The 19,338-nt window shown below is 75.3% G+C and carries 20 protein-coding genes; 12 read left to right on the top strand and 8 right to left on the bottom strand.

What is annotated here, in order from left to right; all coding sequences use genetic code 11:
* Window positions 1-44 precede the first annotated feature (44 nt).
* Window positions 45-1,121, bottom strand: a complete 1,077-nt coding sequence (locus FE634_RS13315) for a polyprenyl synthetase family protein (protein ID WP_137292742.1) — start codon at window positions 1,119-1,121, stop codon at window positions 45-47.
* 31 nt (window positions 1,122-1,152) lie between these two features.
* Here FE634_RS13315 and metF point away from each other — a divergent pair, with 31 nt between their 5' ends.
* Together metF and FE634_RS13305 are read left to right on the top strand one after the other, a co-directional pair.
* Window positions 1,153-2,040 (top strand): methylenetetrahydrofolate reductase [NAD(P)H], encoded by an 888-nt coding sequence (gene metF / locus FE634_RS13310; protein ID WP_137292741.1) that lies wholly within the window; start codon window positions 1,153-1,155, stop codon window positions 2,038-2,040.
* A gap of 16 nt (window positions 2,041-2,056) precedes the next feature.
* Window positions 2,057-2,686 (top strand): SIMPL domain-containing protein, encoded by a 630-nt coding sequence (locus FE634_RS13305; RefSeq protein ID WP_138876163.1) that lies wholly within the window; start codon window positions 2,057-2,059, stop codon window positions 2,684-2,686.
* A 15-nt stretch (window positions 2,687-2,701) separates the two neighbouring features.
* On the opposite strand, the gene FE634_RS13300 is transcribed toward FE634_RS13305, so the two are convergent.
* Window positions 2,702-4,024, bottom strand: a complete 1,323-nt coding sequence (locus FE634_RS13300; RefSeq protein WP_137292739.1) for a phytoene desaturase family protein — start codon at window positions 4,022-4,024, stop codon at window positions 2,702-2,704.
* A 23-nt stretch (window positions 4,025-4,047) separates the two neighbouring features.
* Here FE634_RS13300 and FE634_RS13295 point away from each other — a divergent pair, with 23 nt between their 5' ends.
* Window positions 4,048-4,548 (top strand): AAA family ATPase, encoded by a 501-nt coding sequence (locus tag FE634_RS13295; RefSeq protein ID WP_137292738.1) that lies wholly within the window; start codon window positions 4,048-4,050, stop codon window positions 4,546-4,548.
* On the opposite strand, the gene FE634_RS13290 is transcribed toward FE634_RS13295, so the two are convergent.
* Genes FE634_RS13290 through FE634_RS13280 form a run of 3 tightly spaced genes read right to left on the bottom strand, consistent with a single transcriptional unit; the run spans window position 4,488 to window position 7,034 of the window.
* Window positions 4,488-5,897, bottom strand: a complete 1,410-nt coding sequence (locus FE634_RS13290) for a hypothetical protein (protein WP_148240678.1) — start codon at window positions 5,895-5,897, stop codon at window positions 4,488-4,490. The two genes, FE634_RS13295 and FE634_RS13290, sit on opposite strands and share 61 nt — an antisense overlap.
* Window positions 5,888-6,514 carry a DUF4126 domain-containing protein gene (locus FE634_RS13285; RefSeq protein WP_148240677.1) on the bottom strand — a complete coding sequence of 209 codons (627 nt, stop codon included), beginning with the start codon at window positions 6,512-6,514 and terminating at the stop codon, window positions 5,888-5,890. Before FE634_RS13285 ends, FE634_RS13290 begins: the two co-directional genes overlap by 10 nt.
* Window positions 6,515-6,530: 16 nt before the next feature.
* A complete protein-coding gene (locus tag FE634_RS13280) occupies window positions 6,531-7,034 on the bottom strand; it encodes a YbaK/EbsC family protein (protein WP_137292735.1) in 504 nt (167 codons plus the stop codon).
* A 107-nt stretch (window positions 7,035-7,141) separates the two neighbouring features.
* Between FE634_RS13280 and FE634_RS13275 the strand changes: the two genes are divergently transcribed.
* From FE634_RS13275 to FE634_RS13250, 6 genes are all read left to right on the top strand, one after another.
* Window positions 7,142-7,615, top strand: a complete 474-nt coding sequence (locus FE634_RS13275; RefSeq protein ID WP_148240676.1) for a hypothetical protein — start codon at window positions 7,142-7,144, stop codon at window positions 7,613-7,615.
* Window positions 7,616-7,734: 119 nt separating this feature from the next.
* A complete protein-coding gene (locus FE634_RS13270) occupies window positions 7,735-8,157 on the top strand; it encodes an SAV_6107 family HEPN domain-containing protein (protein WP_137292733.1) in 423 nt (140 codons plus the stop codon).
* Window positions 8,158-8,215: 58 nt separating this feature from the next.
* The gene (locus tag FE634_RS13265) at window positions 8,216-9,076 is read left to right on the top strand and encodes an endonuclease I family protein (RefSeq protein WP_148240675.1); all 861 of its coding nucleotides are present in this window, start codon (window positions 8,216-8,218) and stop codon (window positions 9,074-9,076) included.
* 84 nt (window positions 9,077-9,160) lie between these two features.
* On the top strand, window positions 9,161-9,901 hold the full coding sequence (locus FE634_RS13260; protein WP_148240674.1) for a methyltransferase domain-containing protein: 741 nt from the start codon (window positions 9,161-9,163) through the stop codon (window positions 9,899-9,901).
* Window positions 9,902-9,919: 18 nt separating this feature from the next.
* The gene (dinB, locus tag FE634_RS13255; RefSeq protein WP_262347417.1) at window positions 9,920-11,122 is read left to right on the top strand and encodes a DNA polymerase IV; all 1,203 of its coding nucleotides are present in this window, start codon (window positions 9,920-9,922) and stop codon (window positions 11,120-11,122) included.
* Window positions 11,123-11,235: 113 nt separating this feature from the next.
* Window positions 11,236-11,667 carry a DUF3040 domain-containing protein gene (locus tag FE634_RS13250; RefSeq protein ID WP_137292730.1) on the top strand — a complete coding sequence of 144 codons (432 nt, stop codon included), beginning with the start codon at window positions 11,236-11,238 and terminating at the stop codon, window positions 11,665-11,667.
* Between the two features lie 657 nt (window positions 11,668-12,324).
* On the opposite strand, the gene FE634_RS13245 is transcribed toward FE634_RS13250, so the two are convergent.
* The 3 genes from FE634_RS13245 to FE634_RS13235 are packed head-to-tail and all read right to left on the bottom strand — an operon-like array spanning window position 12,325 to window position 17,043.
* Complete coding sequence (locus FE634_RS13245; RefSeq protein ID WP_148240673.1) at window positions 12,325-14,820, bottom strand: transglutaminase family protein; 2,496 nt, start codon at window positions 14,818-14,820, stop codon at window positions 12,325-12,327.
* A complete protein-coding gene (locus FE634_RS13240) occupies window positions 14,817-16,100 on the bottom strand; it encodes a DUF58 domain-containing protein (protein ID WP_137292728.1) in 1,284 nt (427 codons plus the stop codon). Before FE634_RS13240 ends, FE634_RS13245 begins: the two co-directional genes overlap by 4 nt.
* Window positions 16,093-17,043, bottom strand: a complete 951-nt coding sequence (locus FE634_RS13235) for an AAA family ATPase (RefSeq protein WP_396954645.1) — start codon at window positions 17,041-17,043, stop codon at window positions 16,093-16,095. The genes FE634_RS13240 and FE634_RS13235 overlap by 8 nt, the downstream gene beginning before the upstream one ends.
* Window positions 17,044-17,441: 398 nt before the next feature.
* Between FE634_RS13235 and mraZ the strand changes: the two genes are divergently transcribed.
* The 3 genes from mraZ (at window position 17,442) to rsmH (ending at window position 19,338) form a co-directional block, all read left to right on the top strand.
* Window positions 17,442-17,864 (top strand): division/cell wall cluster transcriptional repressor MraZ, encoded by a 423-nt coding sequence (mraZ, locus tag FE634_RS13230; RefSeq protein ID WP_137292726.1) that lies wholly within the window; start codon window positions 17,442-17,444, stop codon window positions 17,862-17,864.
* Window positions 17,865-18,152: 288 nt separating this feature from the next.
* Window positions 18,153-18,290, top strand: a complete 138-nt coding sequence (locus FE634_RS21095) for a hypothetical protein (protein ID WP_170981470.1) — start codon at window positions 18,153-18,155, stop codon at window positions 18,288-18,290.
* A gap of 1 nt (window position 18,291) precedes the next feature.
* Window positions 18,292-19,338, top strand: coding sequence for a 16S rRNA (cytosine(1402)-N(4))-methyltransferase RsmH (rsmH, locus tag FE634_RS13225; RefSeq protein WP_138876157.1), 1,047 nt, complete (start codon window positions 18,292-18,294; stop codon window positions 19,336-19,338).

Raw genomic sequence — 19,338 nt, 5'->3', positions numbered from 1 at the left:
GGCCCCGGACGGCACCGGTCGGTGCCGCGTGCTGCGCCGGCGGCTCAGAGCACCCGTTGGGTGACGGCCTCGGCCAGGCCGCGCAGGACCTCGGTGGCGCCGGGATCGAGGGCCGCGGCGTCGAGGCCGGTGACGGCGATCGTGGCGAGCTCGGTGATCACGTCCTCGACCTGGGCGTGCGCGCCGCTGGCGGCGATGATCTCGCGCAGGCGCTGGACCTCGGCCGGTGTCAGGGGCGAGCCCAGCGACCGGTCGAGCAGCGCGGCGTCGGCCGGGGGAGCGGCGTCGAGGGCGAGTGCGACCAGCACGGTGCGCTTGCCCTCGACGAGGTCGTCGCCGGCCGGCTTGCCGGTGGTCGCCGGGTCGCCGAAGACGCCGAGCAGGTCGTCGCGCAGCTGGAACGCCTCGCCGAGCGGGAGGCCGAACGCCGACAGCGCGGTCAGGGTCTCGGGACCGGCGCCGGCGAGCGCGGCCCCGACGTGCAGCGGCCGCTCGATCGAGTACTTGGCCGACTTGTAGCGCAGCACGGTCATGGCGGCCTGGACGTCGGCGCGGCCGCGGGCCTGCACCGACACGTCGAGGAACTGCCCGGCGATGACCTCGGTGCGGCACAGGTCGAACACCTCGAGCGCGGGCCCGACGCGGTCCCAGCCGAAGCCGCAGCGGCGCAGCAGCTCGTCGGACCAGCCCAGGAGCAGGTCGCCGAGCAGGATCGCCGCGGCGGCGCCGTACTGCTCGGCGTCGCCACGCCACCCGGCCCCGCGGTGCTGCCCCTCGAACGCACGGTGGGTGGCGGGCCGGCCGCGGCGGGTGTCGGAGGCGTCCATCAGGTCGTCGTGGGCCAGGGCGCTCGCGTGCAGCAGCTCGAGCGAGCCGCAGGCGCGCAGCAGCGCGGCCTCGTCGGACACGTCGGGCTCCACGGCCCGGAACCCCCAGTGGCAGAACGCCGCCCGGAACTTCTTCCCGCCGGCCACCGCGGTGCGGGCCTCCGCGACCAGGCGCTCGGCGTCGGCACCCAGCGGCACCAGCCGCTCGGCCTGCGCGTCGAGGAACGCCGAGAGGCTCGCGTCGAGCCCGGAACGGAACCGTGCGTCGTCCCAGGAACCGTCGCCGATGACCACGCCACGACACTAGAGCTCTACGATTCCCGGCATGGCAACGGGTCGCGGACGCAGCATCGGCGAGCTCCTGCGCGACGGCGAGCGGTCGATCTCCTTCGAGTTCTTCCCGCCGCGCGACGAGGCCGGGACCGAGCGCCTGTGGCGCGCGATCCAGGCACTGGAGCCCTACCGGCCGACCTTCGTCTCGGTCACCTACGGCGCCGGCGGTGCCACCCGCGACACGACGGTGGAGATCACCGGCCGGATCGCCCGCGAGACGTCGTTGACGCCGGTCGCGCACCTCACCTGCGTCGGCCACACCCGCGACGAGCTCGAGTCGATCCTCGACACCTACGCCGAGGCGGGCGTGCACCACCTGATGGCGCTGCGCGGCGACCCGCCCGACGGCCCCCGCGCGGACTGGACCCCGACCGAGGGCGGTCTCGACTACGCCCGCGACCTGGTCGAGCTGGCGCGCTCGCGCGGCGACTTCCGGGTCGGCGTGGCGGCCTTCCCCGAGGGCCACCCGAACGCCGCGTCCCGCGACGCCGACGCCGACGTGCTGGTGGCCAAGGCCGAGGCCGGTGCGGAGTTCGCGGTGACCCAGATGTTCTTCCGCGCCCAGGACTACTTCGACCTGGTCGACCGGGTCCGCGCCCGTGGCGTCGACATCCCGATCCTGCCGGGCATCATGCCGATCCTCAACGTCGCCGCGATCCGCCGCCAGGGCGAGCTGATCGGTGCCGAGGTGCCGGCCGACCTCGTCGCCCGCATCGCCGCCCACGACGACCCGGCCGCCGTCCGCGCCGAGGGCATCGCCATCGCCGCCGAGCTCTGCGACGAGCTCCTCGCCGGCGGGGCGCCGGGACTGCACTTCTACACGCTGAACTTCTCGCGGGCCACGCTGGAGATCTTCGAGCGGCTCCAGATCACCGTCTGACGGTACGGTCGGGGGCATGCTCGCCGCCCGCACCACCACCACCACCGGCTCCGGTCGGGTCGCCCTCCCGCGCTCGGTCGCCGTCGTCCGGGTGACCGCCACGCACCGCGCCGCGACGCTGGTGGGGGCCCTGGCCGGTGCCGAGTCGGCGCGCGCCGCCGTCGTCGAGGTGGCCCGCCGCCACGTCGACCCCGCCGACGCCGGCGCCGTCGCGACCCAGAGCCTCGACATCTGGCAGACCACCGACGACCAGGGGCGCCGCGTCGGCCACGAGGCGCGGCACGCGCTCAGCATCCGCGCCGCCAGCCTCGACGCGGCCGCCGCGCTCGTCCAGGCGCTGGCCGACGAGGTCGGCGACCGGATCAGCCTCGACGGCGTCTCGCCGGCCGCCGTGCCGAGCGAGGAGGACCACCGCACCGCCCGTGAGCGCGCCTTCGCCGACGCCCGGGCCACCGCCGAGCACCTCGCCGAGCTGGCCGGGGCCGGCCTCGGCAGCGTGGTCTCCGTCGCCGAAGGTGCCGCGCGCGGTGGCGCCCGGGGCGGTGCCGCCGACGCCCGGCTGGCGAGCGCGAAGACCCCCGTGGGCCTCGAGGGCGGCGAGGAGGACCTCACCGCCGCCGTCACGGTCGTCTGGGAGCTGGGCTGAGACCCGTCCCCGCGCTCAGGCGGGACCGATGACGGTCGCGACCAGCGCCGCGCCCAGCCCGACGTAGGCCAGTCCCGAGCCGGGTGTCGCGTGGGCGCCGACGGCGTAGACGCCGGGCACCGGGGTCGTCGGGCCGAGGCGCCGCCGGACGGTGCCGCGGCCCTGCCAGAGCACGCCGTGCGGCGAGCCGCCCCACGCCTGCACGGTCTCGTACGGCGTCCGGTCGACGCGGGCGACGACCCGCTGCCGCAGGTCGGTGCCGTGGCGCGCCAGCACGGTGAGGAGGTCCTCGGCGAGGCGGCCGCGGCCGTGCACGGTCAGCGCGGCGTGGCCCTCCGGGGCGCGGCCGCCGGGCCGGACGACGACCATCGGGTCGCCGTGCAGCACGGTCTCGTGGGGGAGGTCGTCGAGGTCGCCCTCGACCCCGACGTGGGCGATGACCGGTGGCATCGCCGGCATCGTGCGGGCGACGTGCGGCGCCAGGGCGGGCAGCCGCCGCGGGTCGACCGCGCACACCACGGCGTCGGCGGCGAGCTCGCCGGTGGCGCTGGGGGTGGCGGTGGCCACGCCCGCGACCCGTCCCCCGCGCACGACCAGGTCCGTCACCGGGGTGTCGAGCAGCACCGTCACCCCGCGGGTCGCCAGCCGCGCGACGAGCAGGTCGCGCAGCCGCGCCAGGCCACCGTCGCGCGCCGGCACCGTCCAGGTGCCGAAGAGCTGCTCCAGGTGGGTGACGACGCCGGCCCAGGCCGGCACGTTGCGCAGGTCGTGGCCGTCGGCGACGAACGGGTGCCCGGCCACCATCGCGGGCCGGTCGTCGCGGAAGGCCTTGCGCAGCCGCTTGTGCAGGTGGGTGCGGCTGTCGAGGAGGGCGGCGACCTCCCGGGGCAGGGCCGCCGGCGTCCACGGCTCCTCGAAGTAGTGGCGGCGCAGCACGTCCCACACCTCCGCGTACGGGGACACGTAGGCGTCCCAGTCGGCGCCGAGCCCCGGACCGAGGGCCTCGAACGCGTCGGCCTGGCGCCGGGCGCCGCTGGGCAGCCGCAGCACGCTGTGGTCGGCGAACCGGTGCTCGCGCACCACCTCGAGCGGCGTCAGGTCCGAGCCGAGCTCGCGCTCCAGCGCCCGGCCGCTCTTGCGGAACAGGTCGCGCACCACGGCGGGCACCTGCAACGCCCACGGGCCGGCGTCCCACGTGAAGCCGTCGGACTCGACCGTGGTCAGCGCGCCGCCGAGCCGGTCGGCGGCCTCGACCAGGGTCACGTCGTGACCGAGCTTGGCGAGGCGGACCGAGACGGCCAGGCCGCCGTACCCGCCCCCGACCACCACCACCCGCATGCGCCGAACCCTACGGTGGGGCGATGGGACGCATCGTGCTGGTCTGCGGCATGCCCGGCGCCGGCAAGACGACGCTGGCGCGCGCCCTCGTCGCCGAGCTCGACGCCGTCCACCTCTGCCCGGACGAGTGGCTCGTCCCGCTCGGCATCGACCCGCACGACGCGCGGCGCCGTGACCGGTTCGAGCGGCTGCAGTGGCGCCACGGGCTGCGCCTGGCCGAGCTGGGTCTCACCGTCGTCGTCGACTTCGGGCTGTGGAGCCGCGTCGAGCGTCGCCGGCTCCGCGAGCAGGCGCGGGCGATCGGTGCGGACGTCGAGCTGCGCGTGCTCGACGTCCCGCTCGCCGAGCGCTGGCGCCGGGTGGCGGCGCGCAACGCCGAGCCGGGCGCCGTCGTGATCAGCCGCGAGCAGCTCGTCGACTACGAGCGGTGGTGGCAGCCGCCGGACGCCGCCGAGCGCGCCGCCTACGACGCGCCGGTGCGGAGGTCGGGTGCGGGGACGAGCGGACCGAACGCCGTGCCGTAGGTCTCGTCGAGGTGGGCCAGCAGCGCGGCGGCGAGCGGCGCCAGGCGCTGCCCGACCGCGAGGAGGTCTCCCGCGTCGAGCCGGGCGAGGAGGCCGGCGGGGGTGTCGGCCGCCTCGAGGGTCGCGGTGCCGGCCGGGTCGGCCACCAACCGGCCCCCGCGCACCGTGACGGGGGTGGAGAGCGTGCCGCCGACCCGGACGCCCTCGCCGACGGCGCCCGCGCGGCCGGTGCGGCCGGCGTCCATCAGGGGCACCAGCGTCTCGACGTCGGCGACGGTGAGTCCGGTGTCGAGGCCGGCGAGGAGGTGCTCCTGGAGGGCGGCGAGGAGGTCGCGGTCGACCCGGGCGAGCGTGGTGAGCCCGGCCGACATCCTCGGGTTGAGCTCGGTGGGGCGGAACCCGTCGGCGGTCAGCACGCCGTCGACGCCGAAGGCGCCGCGGTAGCCGTGGGCCTCGGCCAGGTGCGCCCCGACCCGGCGCACGGCGTCGCGCATCTCCTCGCGGTCGGCCTCCGGTGGGTCCCACCAGCTCGACAGGCCGCCGTGGACGAAGCGGCGTCGCACCGGGTCGCGCAGGGTCGCCAGCTCGACCGGGCGGAAGGCGGCCGTGCCGTCGGGCAGCACCATCGCGTGGATCGAGCACGGCACGCCGTCGAGGAAGGGCGCCACCCGCACCCGGTCGCAGCGCGGCGCGAAGAACGCGAACGTCGCAGCGCGGTCGCGCTCGTCGACGACCCAGCGGACGAAGTTGCCGGCGCCGTTGGGTCCGTCGCGGGCATCGCCGCTCCACACCGTGCCGAGCGGCCCGGCCAGGGCACCGGCTGCCGCGTCGAGCGCGGCCGGCCCCGCGTCGAGCGCCACCACCCGGTGCGGCGCCCGGGCGACGCCGGCGGCGTCCCAGACGGCGTCGGCGCGCAGCTTGTCCTCGAGGGCGAGGAACGACGCCGGCCGGCCGCCGAGCGTGGTGCGTCCCAGCAGCGGCTCGTCGCTGGTCACGAACGGTGAGGTGAACCAGACCGCGCGCCGCTCCGGGTCGAACGCCTCGACCTCCGCGACGACGTCGGCCGGCAGGTGGTGGCTGACCCGGTCGAGGAGCCGGACCTCCTCGGTCACCGAGCAGGTCGGTGGGAGCCGGACGTCGACGACGCGGCAGGTGCCGTCGTCGGGCACCGGGCCGGCGCCCCGGCCGGTCGAGAGCACCAGGACCGGCGAGCCGAGGGCGGCGTGACGGGCGACCGCCGGCGTGTGGGCGGCGAGGACGCCGGGGCCGAGGACGACGGGCCGGCCGGCGTGGTGGCGCTGCAGGCGCGCGGTCACCGCCGCCCGGACGGCGGCGTCGCTCAGGTCCACGGGGACGGCGGGCCCGGCGGCGCCCCGGGGGAGGCGGACGTGCGGGCGCGCCGCGCGCGCATGCGTCGCCACCCGCGGCGCACGACCTTGATCGCCAGGACCAGCACGCCCAGCCCGAGCACCAGCAGGACGGCGGCGATCGAGGCGGCCGCCACCGGGTGCTGGATCGCGAGGGCGACCAGGACGAGCACGACGACGTCCTCGGTGACGCTGGCGGTCACGTTGGTGACCGGCTCCGGCGAGGAGTTGATGGCGAGCCGGCTGCCGGCCTTGACGACGTGCGAGGCCAGGGCGGCGCCGCCGCCGACCGTGGCGTTGACCGCCTGGGTCACCGAGTCGGCGTCTCCGGCGAGGAGCAGGCCGATCACGGCGCCGGCCGTGGGGCGGATGACGGTGGAGATCGCGTCCCACGTGGAGTCGATGTAGGGGATCTTGTCGGCGACGAACTCGAAGGCGTAGAGGAAGCCCGCGACCGCCAGGACGTCCCACCGGGCGAGCGCGTCGGGCCCGTCGTCGACGCCGCCGACCCGGTGGCCGATGCCGAGCACCAGGACGACGAGGTAGGCGTTCACCCCGCTCGCCCACCCGCTCGAGAAGGTCAGTGCCAGGGAGTCCACGACGACCGGTCCCCGCTCACTCGACCTCGACGAGGGTGGCCCCGGTCAGGGCCAGCAGCTCGTCGTGGGTCGTGGAGAAGACCGCCGCGGGGTGCCCGGCCGCCGCCCACACGACGGAGTGCCGCGCGAGCCAGGGGTCGAGGTAGGTGGGCACCGGGGCCGGGTGGGCCAGCGGCGAGACGCCGCCGATGACCTGGCCGGTGTGCGCGCGGACGAACTCCGGTGTGGCGCGCCGCAGCCGCTCCACGCCGATCCGCTCGGCCACCAGCGCCTGGTCGACCCGGTGGGCCCCCGAGGTCAGGATCAGGACCGGCGCGCCGCCGGCGTCGAAGAGGAGGCTGTTGGCGATCGCCCCGGGCTCGCAGCCGAGCGCCTGGGCCGCCAGTACGGCGGTGTGCACGGAGTCGGGCAGAATGACGATCTCACCGGTGCCCCCGAGCCGCGCGTGCTCGGCGCGGAAGCGGCTCACGGAGGGGTGCTCGCCGGCCCGGGACGGCTCGGAGGTCGGGTCGCTGGACACGGGCCCGACTGTAAACGCACCGACCGACACCACGACGAGACCACGTCCGGCACCGAGACCGGCACCGAGACCGAGACCGGCACGAGTCCGACAGGAGACGAGGGAGCATGACGCAGCGACCGACCTCGGTCACCCGGGTGGTGCAGCTGGTCTGGGCCCTCGTCGCGCTCGCGACGGTGCTGGCCGCGTTGACCGTCGTCTTCGAGGACGACCTGGTGCGGGCCCTCGGCGCCGCGGGCACCTCCGCCGACGACACCCGCGTGCCGCCGTCGTTCGCACCGGTCGCGGTGGTGCTGGCCGGCACCGTGTCCTGCCTGCTGCTGGTCCAGCTGGCCCTCGTGGTGGGCGGGCACCCCTGGGCGCGGCACTCGCTCGCGGTCACCGTCGGCCTGGTCGGGCTGGGCACGGTCTCGGCGCTGACCTCGTCCTCCCCGCCGCTCGCCGCGGTCGTCGGCGGCGTGCTGGGCCTGGTGCTCGAGGCCCTGGTCGTGGTCAACCTCTACCGCCCGGGGACGGCGGCGAACGTCGTGCCGGCGGGCCGGCGCGGGAGCGCGGAGGACGGGTCGCCGCTCCGATCCTGATCGCTTGTCGGTGGGCGGGTGTAGCGTTCCTCCTGTTCGAACACGTGTTCGATCCTCCGGCGGGGCCGACCTCGACCCCCGGTCCCGCCGGGGCACCCCTCGACCCAGGAGAGCGCCCGATGATGCTCCCGGCCACCACGCACTCGTACCTCATCCGCGCCGCCGAGTCGCTCAGCGAGGCCATCGCGACCACCGAGGTCCCCACGCGCTACGCCTGCGCGCACGTCGCGGCACTGCGGGCCGCCGCGGCGCTGCTCGCCGCCCGGGCCCGGCCGGTGGCGACGACCCGGCGGCGTCCGCAGAAGAACGCGTGGGTCCTGCTCGCCGACGTCGCCCCCGAGCTGGGGGAGTGGGCCTCGTTCTTCGCCGCCGGCGCCTCCAAGCGTGCGGCCGCCGAGGCCGGCTCCACCCGGGCGGTCAGCGAGCGCGAGGCCGACGACCTCGTCCGCGACGCCGACCGGTTCCTCGCCGTCGTCGAGCAGGCCCTCGGGCTGGTCCCGCACGCGCCGCTGCACGAGCAGCTCGTCCGCCACGTCTCCTGAACCTGCTGCAAGGGTTTCCCTGGTCGACCGGGCCGCGCCGACTCGTCAGGGTCGTGGCATGACCCTCGGCTCCCTCCGCCGCACCGCGGCCACCGCCCTGCTCGCCCTGCCCCTGGCCCTCCCGCTCGTCGTCGTCGTCCCGGCGCAGGCCGTCCCCGCCGACCCGGGCGGACCCCCGGCCCAGGCCGCACCGGCCGTCGCCGCGAGCGGCGGCACCGACGCCTACGACGACACCTACTGGGAGCCCGCGCTCGGCAGGACCGGCCCCGCGCTCGAGGCGGCCCTGCACGAGATCATCTCGACCGACGTCACCCGGCTGAGCTACAGCCAGGTGTGGGACGCCCTCAAGGTCACCGACCAGGACCCGGCCGACCCCGCCCGCGTCGTCCTGCTCTACCAGGGCACCTCCGTCCCGGCCTCCGACAACGGCGGTGGCGTCGACCAGTGGAACCGCGAGCACGTCTGGGCCAAGTCGCACGGCGACTTCGGCACCGCCACTGGTCCCGGCACCGACATCCACCACCTGCGGCCCACCGACGTCACGGTCAACTCCGACCGCGGCAACCTCGACTTCGACGAGGGCGGCACCGAGAACGACGAGGCGCCCGGCAACTTCTCCGACTCCGACTCCTGGGAGCCGCGCGACGAGGACAAGGGCGACGTGGCGCGGATGATCCTCTACATGTCGGTGCGCTACGAGGGTGGCGACGGCCACCCCGACCTCGAGGTCAACGACGAGGTCGGCAACGGCTCGGCCCCGAACCACGGCCGGCTGTCGGTCCTGCTCGAGTGGAACGCCGAGGACCCGCCCAGCGCGTCCGAGCTGCGCCGCAACGACCTGATCCAGGCCGACTTCCAGGGCAACCGGAACCCCTTCATCGACCACCCCGAGTGGGCGCAGGACATCTGGGCTGCGTGATAGGTTGGTTCGAACAGGTGTTCGAGGAACCGAGGTCGTCGTGCCAGCCCAGTCCGACCCCGCCAGCCCGCTAGGGTTCGGGGCATGTCCGCGAGCGAACGTCGTACCCCCACCGTCGCGCCTCGCACCGCGGTGGTCTGGGACGACCTCGAGCCCCTCCTGGACGGCGGGCCGCTCGACGTGCTCGACATCGGCGGCGGCACCGGCGGCTCGGCCGTCCGCATCGCCGGGCTCGGCCACCGCGTCACCGTCGTCGACCCCAGCCCCGACGCGCTCGCCGCGCTCGGCCGGCGGGCGCGGGAGCGCGGTGTGGAGGTGGACGGCCGCCAGGGTGACCTCTCCGACCTGCCTGCCGCCGTCGGGACCGGCAGCGCCGACCTGGTGCTGTGCCACGGCGTCCTCGAGGTCGTGCCGGGTCCGGCCGCGGCGCTCGGGGCGATCCGCGAGGTCCTGCGGCCGGGCGGTCGGCTCTCGCTGCTGGTCGCCCAGCGGCACGCCGCCGTCATCGCGCGAGCGATGGCCGGGCACTTCGCCCAGGCCGCCGCGCTCCTCGACGCCGTGGAGCCCCCCGTGGCCGGCACGCCGGCGGTGCGGGGCCGCACCGGGCGACGGTTCACGGTGGAGGAGGTCACCGCGCTGCTCGACGGTGCCGGCATCACCGTCGACTCCGTCCACGGGGTGCGGGTCTTCGCCGACCTGGTGCCCGGGTCCCTGCTCGACCTGGAGCCCGGTGCCGGCGCCGCCCTGGTCGACCTCGAGCGCGCCGTCGCCGGCCGCGCGGAGTACTTGCCCCTCGCGACCCAGCTGCACCTGCTCGCCCACTGAGCCGCGAGGTGCCGTCCGGTGACGGCGACCCCCCTCCTGCACGTCGACATGGATGCGTTCTACGCCTCGGTGATGCTGCGCGAGCGCCCCGAGCTGCGCGACCAGCCGGTCGTCGTGGGGGGCGGGCACCGGGGCGTCGTCCTGGCGGCGAACTACCCGGCGCGTGCCCACGGGGTGCGATCCGGCATGAGCGGCACGCAGGCGAGGCGGCTGTGCCCGCAGGCCGTGCGCCTGGCGCCCGACTACGACGCCTTCTCGACGGTGTCGGCCGCGGTGCTCGAGGTCTTTCGTCGCGTCACGCCGCTCGTCGAGGCGGTCTCGCCCGACGAGGCCTTCCTCGACGTCCGCGGCGCGGCCCGCCGGCTGGGCACGCCGGTCGAGATCGCCGAGCGGGTCCGTGCCGTGGTCCGCGACGAGCAGGGGATCACCTGCTCGGTCGGCATCGCGGCCACGATCTCGGTCGCCAAGCTCGCCAGCCGGCGGGCCAAGCCCGACGGCGTCCTGGTGCTGCCACCCGACCAGGTGGCCGGCTACCTCGCGCCGCTCGACGTCGGCGAGCTCCACGGCATCGGGGAGAAGACCCGGGCCCGGCTGCACGAACTCGGCCTGGTCACCGTCGCCGACGTCACCGAGCTGCCCGTCGCCGTCCTCCAGCAGCGCGTCGGGCGCCACCTCGGGGCCCACCTCCACGCCCTGGCCCACGGCACCGACCGCAGCGAGCTCACCACGCGCGCCACCGGCGTCTTCGGCTACGGCGCCCGCTCGGGAGCCGGGGAGCCCGACCGCTCCATGGGTGCGCAGGAGACCTTCGCGCGCGACAGCGCCGACCGGGAGACCGTGCTGCGCGAGGTGCTCCGGCTCACCGCGAAGGTCGCGCGCCGGCTCCGCACCGCCGAGGTCGCCGGCCGCACGGTCACCCTGACGGTCCGGTTCTCCGACTTCCGCACGATCACCCGCAGCCGGACCCTGGCCGAGCCGACCGACGTGACCCAGGAGATCTACGCCGCGGCCGTCGTCCTCCACGACGCCCTCAGGCTGCGCGGGGTCGGCGTCCGGCTGGTCGGCGTGCGGGTGGAGGGCCTGGTCCCGCGCGCGCGGGTCGAGCGTCAGGGCGTGCTGGGGGAGCGCGAGCACGGCTGGTCCGACGCCGACCAGGCCGTCGACCGGGCGGCCCGCCGGTTCGGCTCCGGGGTGGTCCGGCCGGCCAGCCTGCTGCCCTGACCCGATCGGGCCACGAATTTTCGGATCCGTCCTACCGGTCTGTGGGACACCTGCCTAGACTGACCACAAGCACGACCCGTGCGTTGGTTTCATCGTCCCGCAGGGAGGTTCCGGTGGCACTCTCCGAACAGGAGCTGCGACTTCTCGAGCAGATGGAGCGCGCCCTCCTCGAAGAGGACCCCAAGTTCGCCTCGACGCTGCGCGGTACCGCTCTGCGGCACAGCGCGCGGCGCCGCGCAGTCGTCGCCGGCTTCGTGTTCGCACTCGGGATCGCGTTGCTCTTCGTCGGCGTCCTGACCCAGTGGTACGTCGGCATCGCCGGCTTCGTGCTGATGCTCGGCTCGGCCGTCGTCGGGCTCGGCGCCGTCCGCGGCCGTCAGGCCGCCGCGGCCGACCCCCGCATGGCCTCGCACCCCTCGGGCTTCACCTCCATCGACGGCGGACGTCGTACCCGCCGCTCGCGCGGCCGCTCGGCCAACCGGGGCTCGTTCATGGAGCGCATGGAGAACCGCTGGCGCACCCGCCGGGAGAACGGCGGGATGTGAGTTGACCGTCCGAGCGCTGCTCGGTTCGGTTGGTCCCGTCGTCGTTGGGCGGGGTGGTTGGTAGCGCGTCGTTCCTCGTGACCCGGCGGTTTCGTCGGCGCTCGCTGGGGCTCGCTTGCTCAACCTCCGGCGTCGGCGTCCTGCGGTTTCGTCGGCGCTCGCTGGGGCTCGCTTGCTCAACCTCCGGGCGGTGGCCGGTTTCGTCGGCGCTCGCTGGGGCTCGCTTGCTCAACCTCCGGGCGGTGGCTGGTTTCGTCGGCGCTCGCTGGGGCTCGCTTGCTCAACCTCCGGGCGGTGGCCGGTTTGGTCGGCGCTCGCTGGGGCTCGCTTGCTCAACCTCCGGCGTCGGCGTCCTGCGGTTTCGTCGGCGCTCGCTGGCGCTCGCTTGCTCAACCTCCGGGCGGTGGCCGGTTTGGTCGGCGGCTGCTGGGGCTCGCTTGCTCGACCTCCGGTGTCGGGGTCCTGCGGTTTCGTCGGCGCTCGCTGGGGCTCGCTTGCTCAACCTCCGGGCGGTGGCTGGTTTGGTCGGCGCTCGCTGGGGCTCGCTTGCTCAACCTCCGGTGTCGGGGTCCTGGGGTTTCGTCGGCGCTCGCTGGCGCTCGCTTGCTCAACCTCCGGCGTCGGGGTCCTGCGGTTCGTCGACGTGCCGGGGGTGGGTCAGATGTGCTCGACGCGGCGGCCGCGCTCGTCGCTGCTGTCGGGGGCCGCGGTGGTGCCGGGGCTGTCGTGGCGCTGGAACGCCGAGACGGGGAGCCAGGCGGCGCGGCGGCGGGCGCGGGGGGTTGCGCCGAGGGTGAGGGCGGTGGCGCAGGTCTGCACGTCGTCGTCGTACGAGCCGGCCTCGGTGTCGTGGTGGCGTGCGTAGCGCGACCGCTCGACCTGCGCGACGATCCGCGCCAGGGCGGCCTCGGCCTCCGGGGCGACCCCGGGACCGTGGGGCGGGCGCTCGTCGGTGCCGGCGGCGTCGGGCGCGACCGGGGCACCGAACCACCCGGTGAGGACGGCTGCGGTCTCGCGCGGGGAGCGTCCCTCCGGCCAGCGGCGGCCGAGGTCGAGGGCGGTGGCCCGCAGCTCGGCCCAGGCGGCCTCGGGCCCCGCGGCGAGCCGGCGGGCGCGCTGGCGGCCCCGCAGCAGCCGGGGCAGGCGCACCAGCAGCACGAGGACGACGACCACGGCGAGGCCGGTGAGCAGCCAGCCCCAAGGGACGCCGGAGCCGTCGGCCGCGGCGTCGTCGTCGGCCGTCTGCTGGTCGGGCTGGTCGGTGCTGGGCACCGGCGGCTCGGGCGGGCGCGTCGCGGTGGGCCGGGTCTCCTCGGGCACCTGGGTCACCGACGGGACCGGGGCCGGCTCGATCGCGGCGTCGGTGTAGTCGGGCAACGTGGACTGGCTGACCCGCTGCGGCGGGGTGGGGTCGAACAGCACCCAGCCGGCGCCGGGGAAGTAGAGCTCGACCCAGGCGTGCAGGTCGTGGGCGCTGTAGACGTAGGTGTTCTCCTCGCCCGTCTGCTCGGGGCCGTCGGGCTGCAGGAAGCCGACGGCCACGCGGGCGGGGATCCCGAGGGTGCGGGCCATCACGCCCATCGCAGCGGAGTACTGCTCGCAGTAGCCGGTCCGGCCGCCCTCGCCGACCGAGAGGAACGAGGCGAGCTCGTCGCTGCCGACCCGGGTGGTGTCGGGGGAGTCGTCGTAGGTGAAGCCGCCGTCGCGCCGGAACCACTGCTGGAGCAGGACGGCGGCCTCGAAGTCGCTGGTGCTGTTGGTGGTGACCCGCCGGGCCAGGGTGGCGACGGAGGTGGTGCCTCCCTCGTCGACGACCTCCACCGAGGAGAAGTCGTCGGGCAGCTCGGTGAGCTCGTCGGAGACGGCCTCGGCGTTGGCGTCGAGCGACAGCAGCCGGTTCTCGTCGTAGGCGAGCTCGACGGCCGTCATGTCGTAGCTCATCCCGGAGGTGTCGAGGTCCTCGTCGCTGGCGAGGAAGTCCATCGTCGAGGGGTCCCAGCGCCAGTCACCGTCGGCCACGATCCGGTTGATCGGGGCCTGGGTCGGCAGCCACCTCGACTCCAGCTCGTCGGCGATCTCGACGTCGTAGTCGTAGCTGGCCACCTCGGTCGCGACCGAGCCCTCGACGCCCTCGAGCAGCGGGAGCTCGCCCTGGGCCAGGTTGGAGGTCGGGACGTCTCGGTCGCCGGCGCTCCACTCGTTGTCGGTGAAGCGGTTGAGCACCGAGATCCGCAGGTGGTCGGGGCTCGGGTCGTCGGTGCGGACGGTGATGAGGTCGATGTCGTCACCGCGCACGAGGTCGCGACGCAGGTCGGCCATCGGGTTGGTGATCTGGATGTCGCCGTCACGGTCACCACCCGGTCCGGTGTCGAAGATCGAGAAGTCGAACGTGGGCACCGCCAGCGGCACCAGCACCGCCGCCGCGGTGGCCGCGGCCCCGACCGCGAGGGCGCTGGCGCGCATCGAGTCGCTGAGCCGGCGCACGGGTGCGCCGGACCCGTCGAGGGAGCGGCCCCAGCGACTCAGGTGCTCCTCCTCCTGGAGGAACAGCATGAAGAGGAAGCCGGCCGCGGTGAGGACGAAGATCCACCACGACAGCCCGCCGCCGAGCAGGCTCACCGGCACGCTGTAGACGGTGAGCAGCGGCAACCCGGCCAGCGGCGCCCGGTGCAGGGTCGCGGCGCACAGGTCGACGAGCACCAGGGCGACCAGGCCCGAGACCAGGAGCAGCGGGGTGACGTCGATCGTGCCGGTGACCGGGACCGGCGGTGCGTAGGTGTTGGCGTCGTCGACGGCCCGCGCCAGGCCGTCCCAGAACGCGGTGCCGGGGTAGGGCCGGCCGCCGACGTGCAGGCAGACCACGGCGAGGCCGAGGAGGGCCTGGAGGAACACCACGAGGGGCGCCGGGAGCCGGCGCCACCGCGCGAGGGCCCCGGTGGCGCCGACGGTCAGCGCCACGAGGAGGAGTGGTCCGATGAACTGGGCGGGGACGTCGCTGAACCCGCGCCACGACCACATCGCGATCCACGTGGTCGCGACCGTGACCGCGGCGAAGCGCAGGTGGACGCCGAGCGCGGCCCGCTCGCGACCCCACGCGCGGCGCGGCGCCGGGGGAGCGGTCTCCAGGCGGTCCTGGACCGGGGCGCTGGTCACGACGGCACCGCCGCGGTGCGTGCCCGGGAGGCGCCGCGCGCCGAGCTGCGGCCCAGGTCCTCCCAGACCGTCTCGAGCCGGTCCCGCGGTCCCAGGGTGACCGCCCGCCAGCCGGAGCCGGTGAGGAACGGCGCGGCGCTGCCGGTGACGACGTGGGGCCCGGACCAGGCGTCGACGTCGAGCGCGACGGCCAGGGCGGAGGCGGTGTGGTGCACGATGCGGCGCAGCGCCGGGCCGTCGCGCTGGTCGAGGGAACCGAGGACGGCGACGGTGAGCCCGCCGTGCGCGGCCTCGCCCATCCAGGACGTGTCGAGGTGGTCGCGCGAGTCGAGCTCGACGACCGCCAGGGCCTCGAGGAGCGGGCGGACGTTGAGGTCGGCGTCGCGGGAGTGCCACTGCGACAGCGACGGCCCGCCGGAGTCCTCGCCGCCCGCGGTCACCAGGCGGACCTGGAAGCCCCGGTGGCTCAGGTGCAGCGCGATGGACGCCGCCGCCGACACCGCGGCCTCGAGGGACGACGCGACGCCCTGGCCACGGTGGGCGACGAGCCGGTTGTCGAGCAGGATCGTGGCCCGCGACTGCCAGGGCTGCTCCTCGCGGCGCACCATCAGCTCGCCGGTCTTGGCCGAGCTGCGCCAGTGGACCCGCCGCAGGTCGTCGCCCTGGCGGTAGTCGCGGACGGTGACGTCCTCGGCGGAGCCGATCGCGAAGGCGCGCGGGCGGTTGTCGCCCGAGCCGGTCCAGCCGCCGCCGAGCGGGATGGCCGGCAGCGGCACGGTGCGGGGGGTGACGACGAGCGGGACCGTCATCCGGAACGCCCGGCCGAGCTCGACGAGGCCGAAGCCGTCGCCGACCCGGACCGTCATCGGGCCGATCTCGAAGCGCCCGCGCACGTCGGAGCGGACCTGGTAGGTGACCTGCCGGCGCCAGCCGTGGCCGATCCCGTCGAGCACGAAGCGCGGCCGCGTGCCCAGGACGTAGGGCACGTGGTCCTCGAGCATGAGGACGCCGCTCGGGGTCCGGCCCTCGTTGGTCAGCGCGAGGTGCACGCGCGCCGGCTGGCCGGCCGAGACCAGCTGGGGGGTCACGGTGCGGACCAGGGCGAGGCGGTAGCGCGAGCGCCCGATCACCACGGCGGTGACGACGGGCAGCGCGACCACCAGGACGCCGACCCGGGTCAGCGCCGGCTGCCCGAGGAGCACGGCGCACACGATCGCGGTGATCCCGGCGGCCAGGAACGCCCGTCCGCGGACGGTCAGGCCGGCGAACGCCTCACGCACGGTGGGGGACGGGTGCCGCGCCGCCCTGCGGACTCGGGACCGGGACGCCGGCGAGGATGCCGTCGAGGATGGCCGGCGTGGTGCGACCGCCCATGGCGGCCTCCACGCTCGGCAGCAGGCGGTGGGCGAGCACGGGCTGCGCCAGGCGCTGGATGTCGTCGGGCAGCACGTAGTCGCGGCCCTCGATGGCGGCGTGGGCCTTGGCGGCGCGCACGAGGTGGAGCGTGGCGCGCGGTGACGCGCCGAGGACGAGGTCGTCGCTGCGCCGGGTCGCGCCGGTGATCGAGACGACGTACTGCTGGACGGCCGGGGCGACGTAGACCTGGCCGACGACGGCGGCGAGCTTGCGGATCTCGCCGGCGTCCGCGACCGGCTCGAGGTCGTCGAGCGGGCGGGCGAAGGTGTGGCTGTCGAGCATCGCGATCTCCGCGGCCTCGACGGGGTAGCCGATCGAGACCCGCGCCATGAAGCGGTCGCGCTGGGCCTCGGGCAGGGCGTAGGTGCCCTCCATCTCGATGGGGTTCTGGGTCGCGATGACCATGAACGGCGTCTCGAGCTGGTAGGTGTTGTTGTCGACGGTGACCTGCCGCTCCTCCATGCACTCGAGGAGCGCGGACTGGGTCTTGGGCGAGGCGCGGTTGATCTCGTCGCCGACCACGATGTTGGCGAACACGCCACCGGGGCGGAACTCGAACTCGCGGGTGTTCTGGTTGAACACCGAGACGCCGGTGACGTCGGACGGCAGCAGGTCGGGCGTGAACTGGATGCGGCGCACCGAGCAGTCGATGCTGCGCGCCAGCGCCTTGCTCAGCATCGTCTTGCCGACGCCGGGCACGTCCTCGATCAGGAGGTGGCCCTCGGCGAGCAGCACGACCAGGGCCGAGTTGACGACGTCCGGCTTGCCCTCGATGACCCGCTCGATGTTGTCGCGGATCCGCCCCACGACCCGCGCCAGCGTGTCGAGGTCGCCCGCCGACCCGGTGCCGACCCTGCCACCCGCGTCGCCGGTGCCGGTCGTGACCGTGTGCCTCTGATCCCCGTGCTCCACCTGTCCAGGTCCTTCCGTGTCCGGGCAGTGCCCACGCGTCCCGGACGCGCGCTGCTCACCACCGTAGGGCGTGGGCGCAACTTACGCCGCTGCTCCTCCCGCCCGGCGACCCGCCCGAGCCGGGCTCCGGCGAGTCGCGGGGAGCGGCGGGGCGGCGCGGGGGAGCGCGGGGGAGCGCGGTGGGGGAAAGGGGGCGGATGTGGTTGACGGTGGGGGAAAGTGGCGTAGGGTGGGGGAAAGTGGAGCAAGCGGGGATGCCGGTGGTGTCTCGTGGCTGAGGCAGGAGGTGCCCGATGCGATTCATGGGCACGTACCGGCCGAAGCTGGACGAGAAGGGACGCCTCTTCCTCCCCGCCAAGTTCAGGGACCGACTGGCCGAGGGGGTCGTGGTGACGCAGGGTCAGGAGCACTGCCTCGTCGTCTGGCCCCCCGACGTCTTCGACGTGGAGGCCGACCGGGCCGCCGAGCGCTCGATGACCGACAAGGCCGCCCGCGGCTACCAGCGGATGTTCTTCTCCGGTGGCGACGAGGTGGTGCCCGACAAGCAGGGCCGCGTCTCCATCTCCGCCGGGCTGCGCGAGTACGCCGGGCTCGAGAAGGACGTGGTCGTCATCGGCGTCCGCAACCGCCTCGAGATCTGGAACCCGACCACCTGGGAGGACTACCAGGCCGCCGAGATCCAGAAGTTCTCCGACCTCGACGAGGGCGGCGACTAGGCACCCGCCCCACCCCGCCCCACCGCACCACCCGGCTCGACACAACTGCACAGCGGATCCGCAGGACGAGGTCTCTGGCCCGCTCCCTCCGCGCTGCCATCTGGGGCACCTTCCCCGGTTCCAGAAGGCACACCTTCCCCTTGACCTCGCGCGCTGCGCGAGGCGGGAGGAGGCGGGCTCGGGACCTGGCCCTGCGGCTCCACCACGCTCCACGGCACCACCACGCTCCACCCAGCACCACCTCCAGGCACCACCCAGCAACCCACCAACGTCTCCGGGGTCGAACCGATGAGCGTCACACCCGCATCCGCGCCGCCGCGGGTCCGTCAGCAGGCCCGCGACGCCGCGGTCCTGATGGCGTTCTCGCTGGCGATGTCGCTGGCCTGCGCCGTGGCCCTCCTCCTCCTGGCCGGGCTGGGACGCTGAGGTGGACCGCCCCCAGCACGACCCGGTGCTCCTCGACCGGGTCGTGGACCTGCTGCGACCCGCCCTCGACCGCGAGCGAGCCGGCGGCGGCGCGACGGTGCTCGTCGACGCCACCCTCGGCCTCGGTGGTCACACCGAGGCCGTGCTGGCCCGCTGCCCGAACGCCCGGGTCGTCGGGATCGACCGCGACCCGGACGCCCTGGCCCTGGCCGGCCGGCGCCTGGCGCCCTACGGCGACCGCTTCACCGGCGTGCACGCCACCTACGACGAGATCCCCGACGTCGTCGCCGACCTCGGCCTGGACCGCCGCGGTTCCGGGACCGGTGGCGGGGCCGACGGCGGGGTCGACGGCGTGCTCTTCGACCTCGGGGTCTCCTCCATGCAGCTCGACGTCGCCGAGCGTGGCTTCGCCTACGCCGTCGACGCCCCGCTCGACATGCGGATGGACGGCACCGGCAGCAGCGGTGGGCCGACCGCGGCCGACGTCCTCAACACCTACAGCGCCGCGGAGCTGACCCGGGTGCTGCGCGACTACGGCGAGGAGAAGTTCGCGCGCAAGATCGCCGGCGCCATCGTGCGCCGGCGCGAGACCGCGCCGTTCGTCACCAGCGCCGCCCTCGTCGAGCTGCTCTACGCCGAGATCCCCGCCCCGGCCCGGCGCACCGGCGGCCACCCCGCCAAGCGGACCTTCCAGGCCCTGCGGATGGAGGTCAACGACGAGCTGGCCGTGCTCCGCCGCGCGCTGCCCGCCGCGATCGAGGCGCTGACGGTCGGCGGCCGCGTCGTCGTGGAGGCCTACCACTCCCTCGAGGACCGCCTGGTCAAGCAGGCCTTCGTGGCGGTCACCCGCAGCGAGCTGCCGCCGGACCTCCCCTTCGTGCCGGAGGGCAGCGAGCCCGCCTTCCGCCTGGTCACCCGCGGCGCCGAGAAGGCCCACGCCGGCGAGGTCGACGCCAACCCCCGCGCCGCCTCGGTCCGCCTGCGGGCCGTCGAGCGCACCCGCCCGAGCAACCCGCGCGACCCGCGGAACGGAAAGGCACACCGATGA

Origin of the sequence: Nocardioides sp. S-1144 (assembly GCF_005954645.2) — a bacterium.
Classification (GTDB): domain Bacteria; phylum Actinomycetota; class Actinomycetes; order Propionibacteriales; family Nocardioidaceae; genus Nocardioides; species Nocardioides dongxiaopingii.
This window is presented reverse-complemented; position numbering and strand designations above follow the sequence as displayed.

Bases quoted from the DNA above. Each gene is read 5' to 3' on its own strand.
- FE634_RS13295 (WP_137292738.1), top strand. From the start codon at position 4,048: ATGGGACGCATCGTGCTGGTCTGCGGCATGCCCGGCGCCGGCAAGACG.
- FE634_RS13260 (WP_148240674.1), top strand. From the start codon at position 9,161: ATGTCCGCGAGCGAACGTCGTACCCCCACCGTCGCGCCTCGCACCGCG.
- FE634_RS13305 (WP_138876163.1), top strand. From the start codon at position 2,057: ATGCTCGCCGCCCGCACCACCACCACCACCGGCTCCGGTCGGGTCGCC.
- FE634_RS13265 (WP_148240675.1), top strand. From the start codon at position 8,216: ATGACCCTCGGCTCCCTCCGCCGCACCGCGGCCACCGCCCTGCTCGCC.
- mraZ (WP_137292726.1), top strand. From the start codon at position 17,442: ATGCGATTCATGGGCACGTACCGGCCGAAGCTGGACGAGAAGGGACGC.
- FE634_RS13270 (WP_137292733.1), top strand. From the start codon at position 7,735: ATGATGCTCCCGGCCACCACGCACTCGTACCTCATCCGCGCCGCCGAG.
- FE634_RS13300 (WP_137292739.1), bottom strand. From the start codon at position 4,024: ATGCGGGTGGTGGTGGTCGGGGGCGGGTACGGCGGCCTGGCCGTCTCG.
- FE634_RS13275 (WP_148240676.1), top strand. From the start codon at position 7,142: ATGACGCAGCGACCGACCTCGGTCACCCGGGTGGTGCAGCTGGTCTGG.
- FE634_RS21095 (WP_170981470.1), top strand. From the start codon at position 18,153: ATGAGCGTCACACCCGCATCCGCGCCGCCGCGGGTCCGTCAGCAGGCC.
- metF (WP_137292741.1), top strand. From the start codon at position 1,153: ATGGCAACGGGTCGCGGACGCAGCATCGGCGAGCTCCTGCGCGACGGC.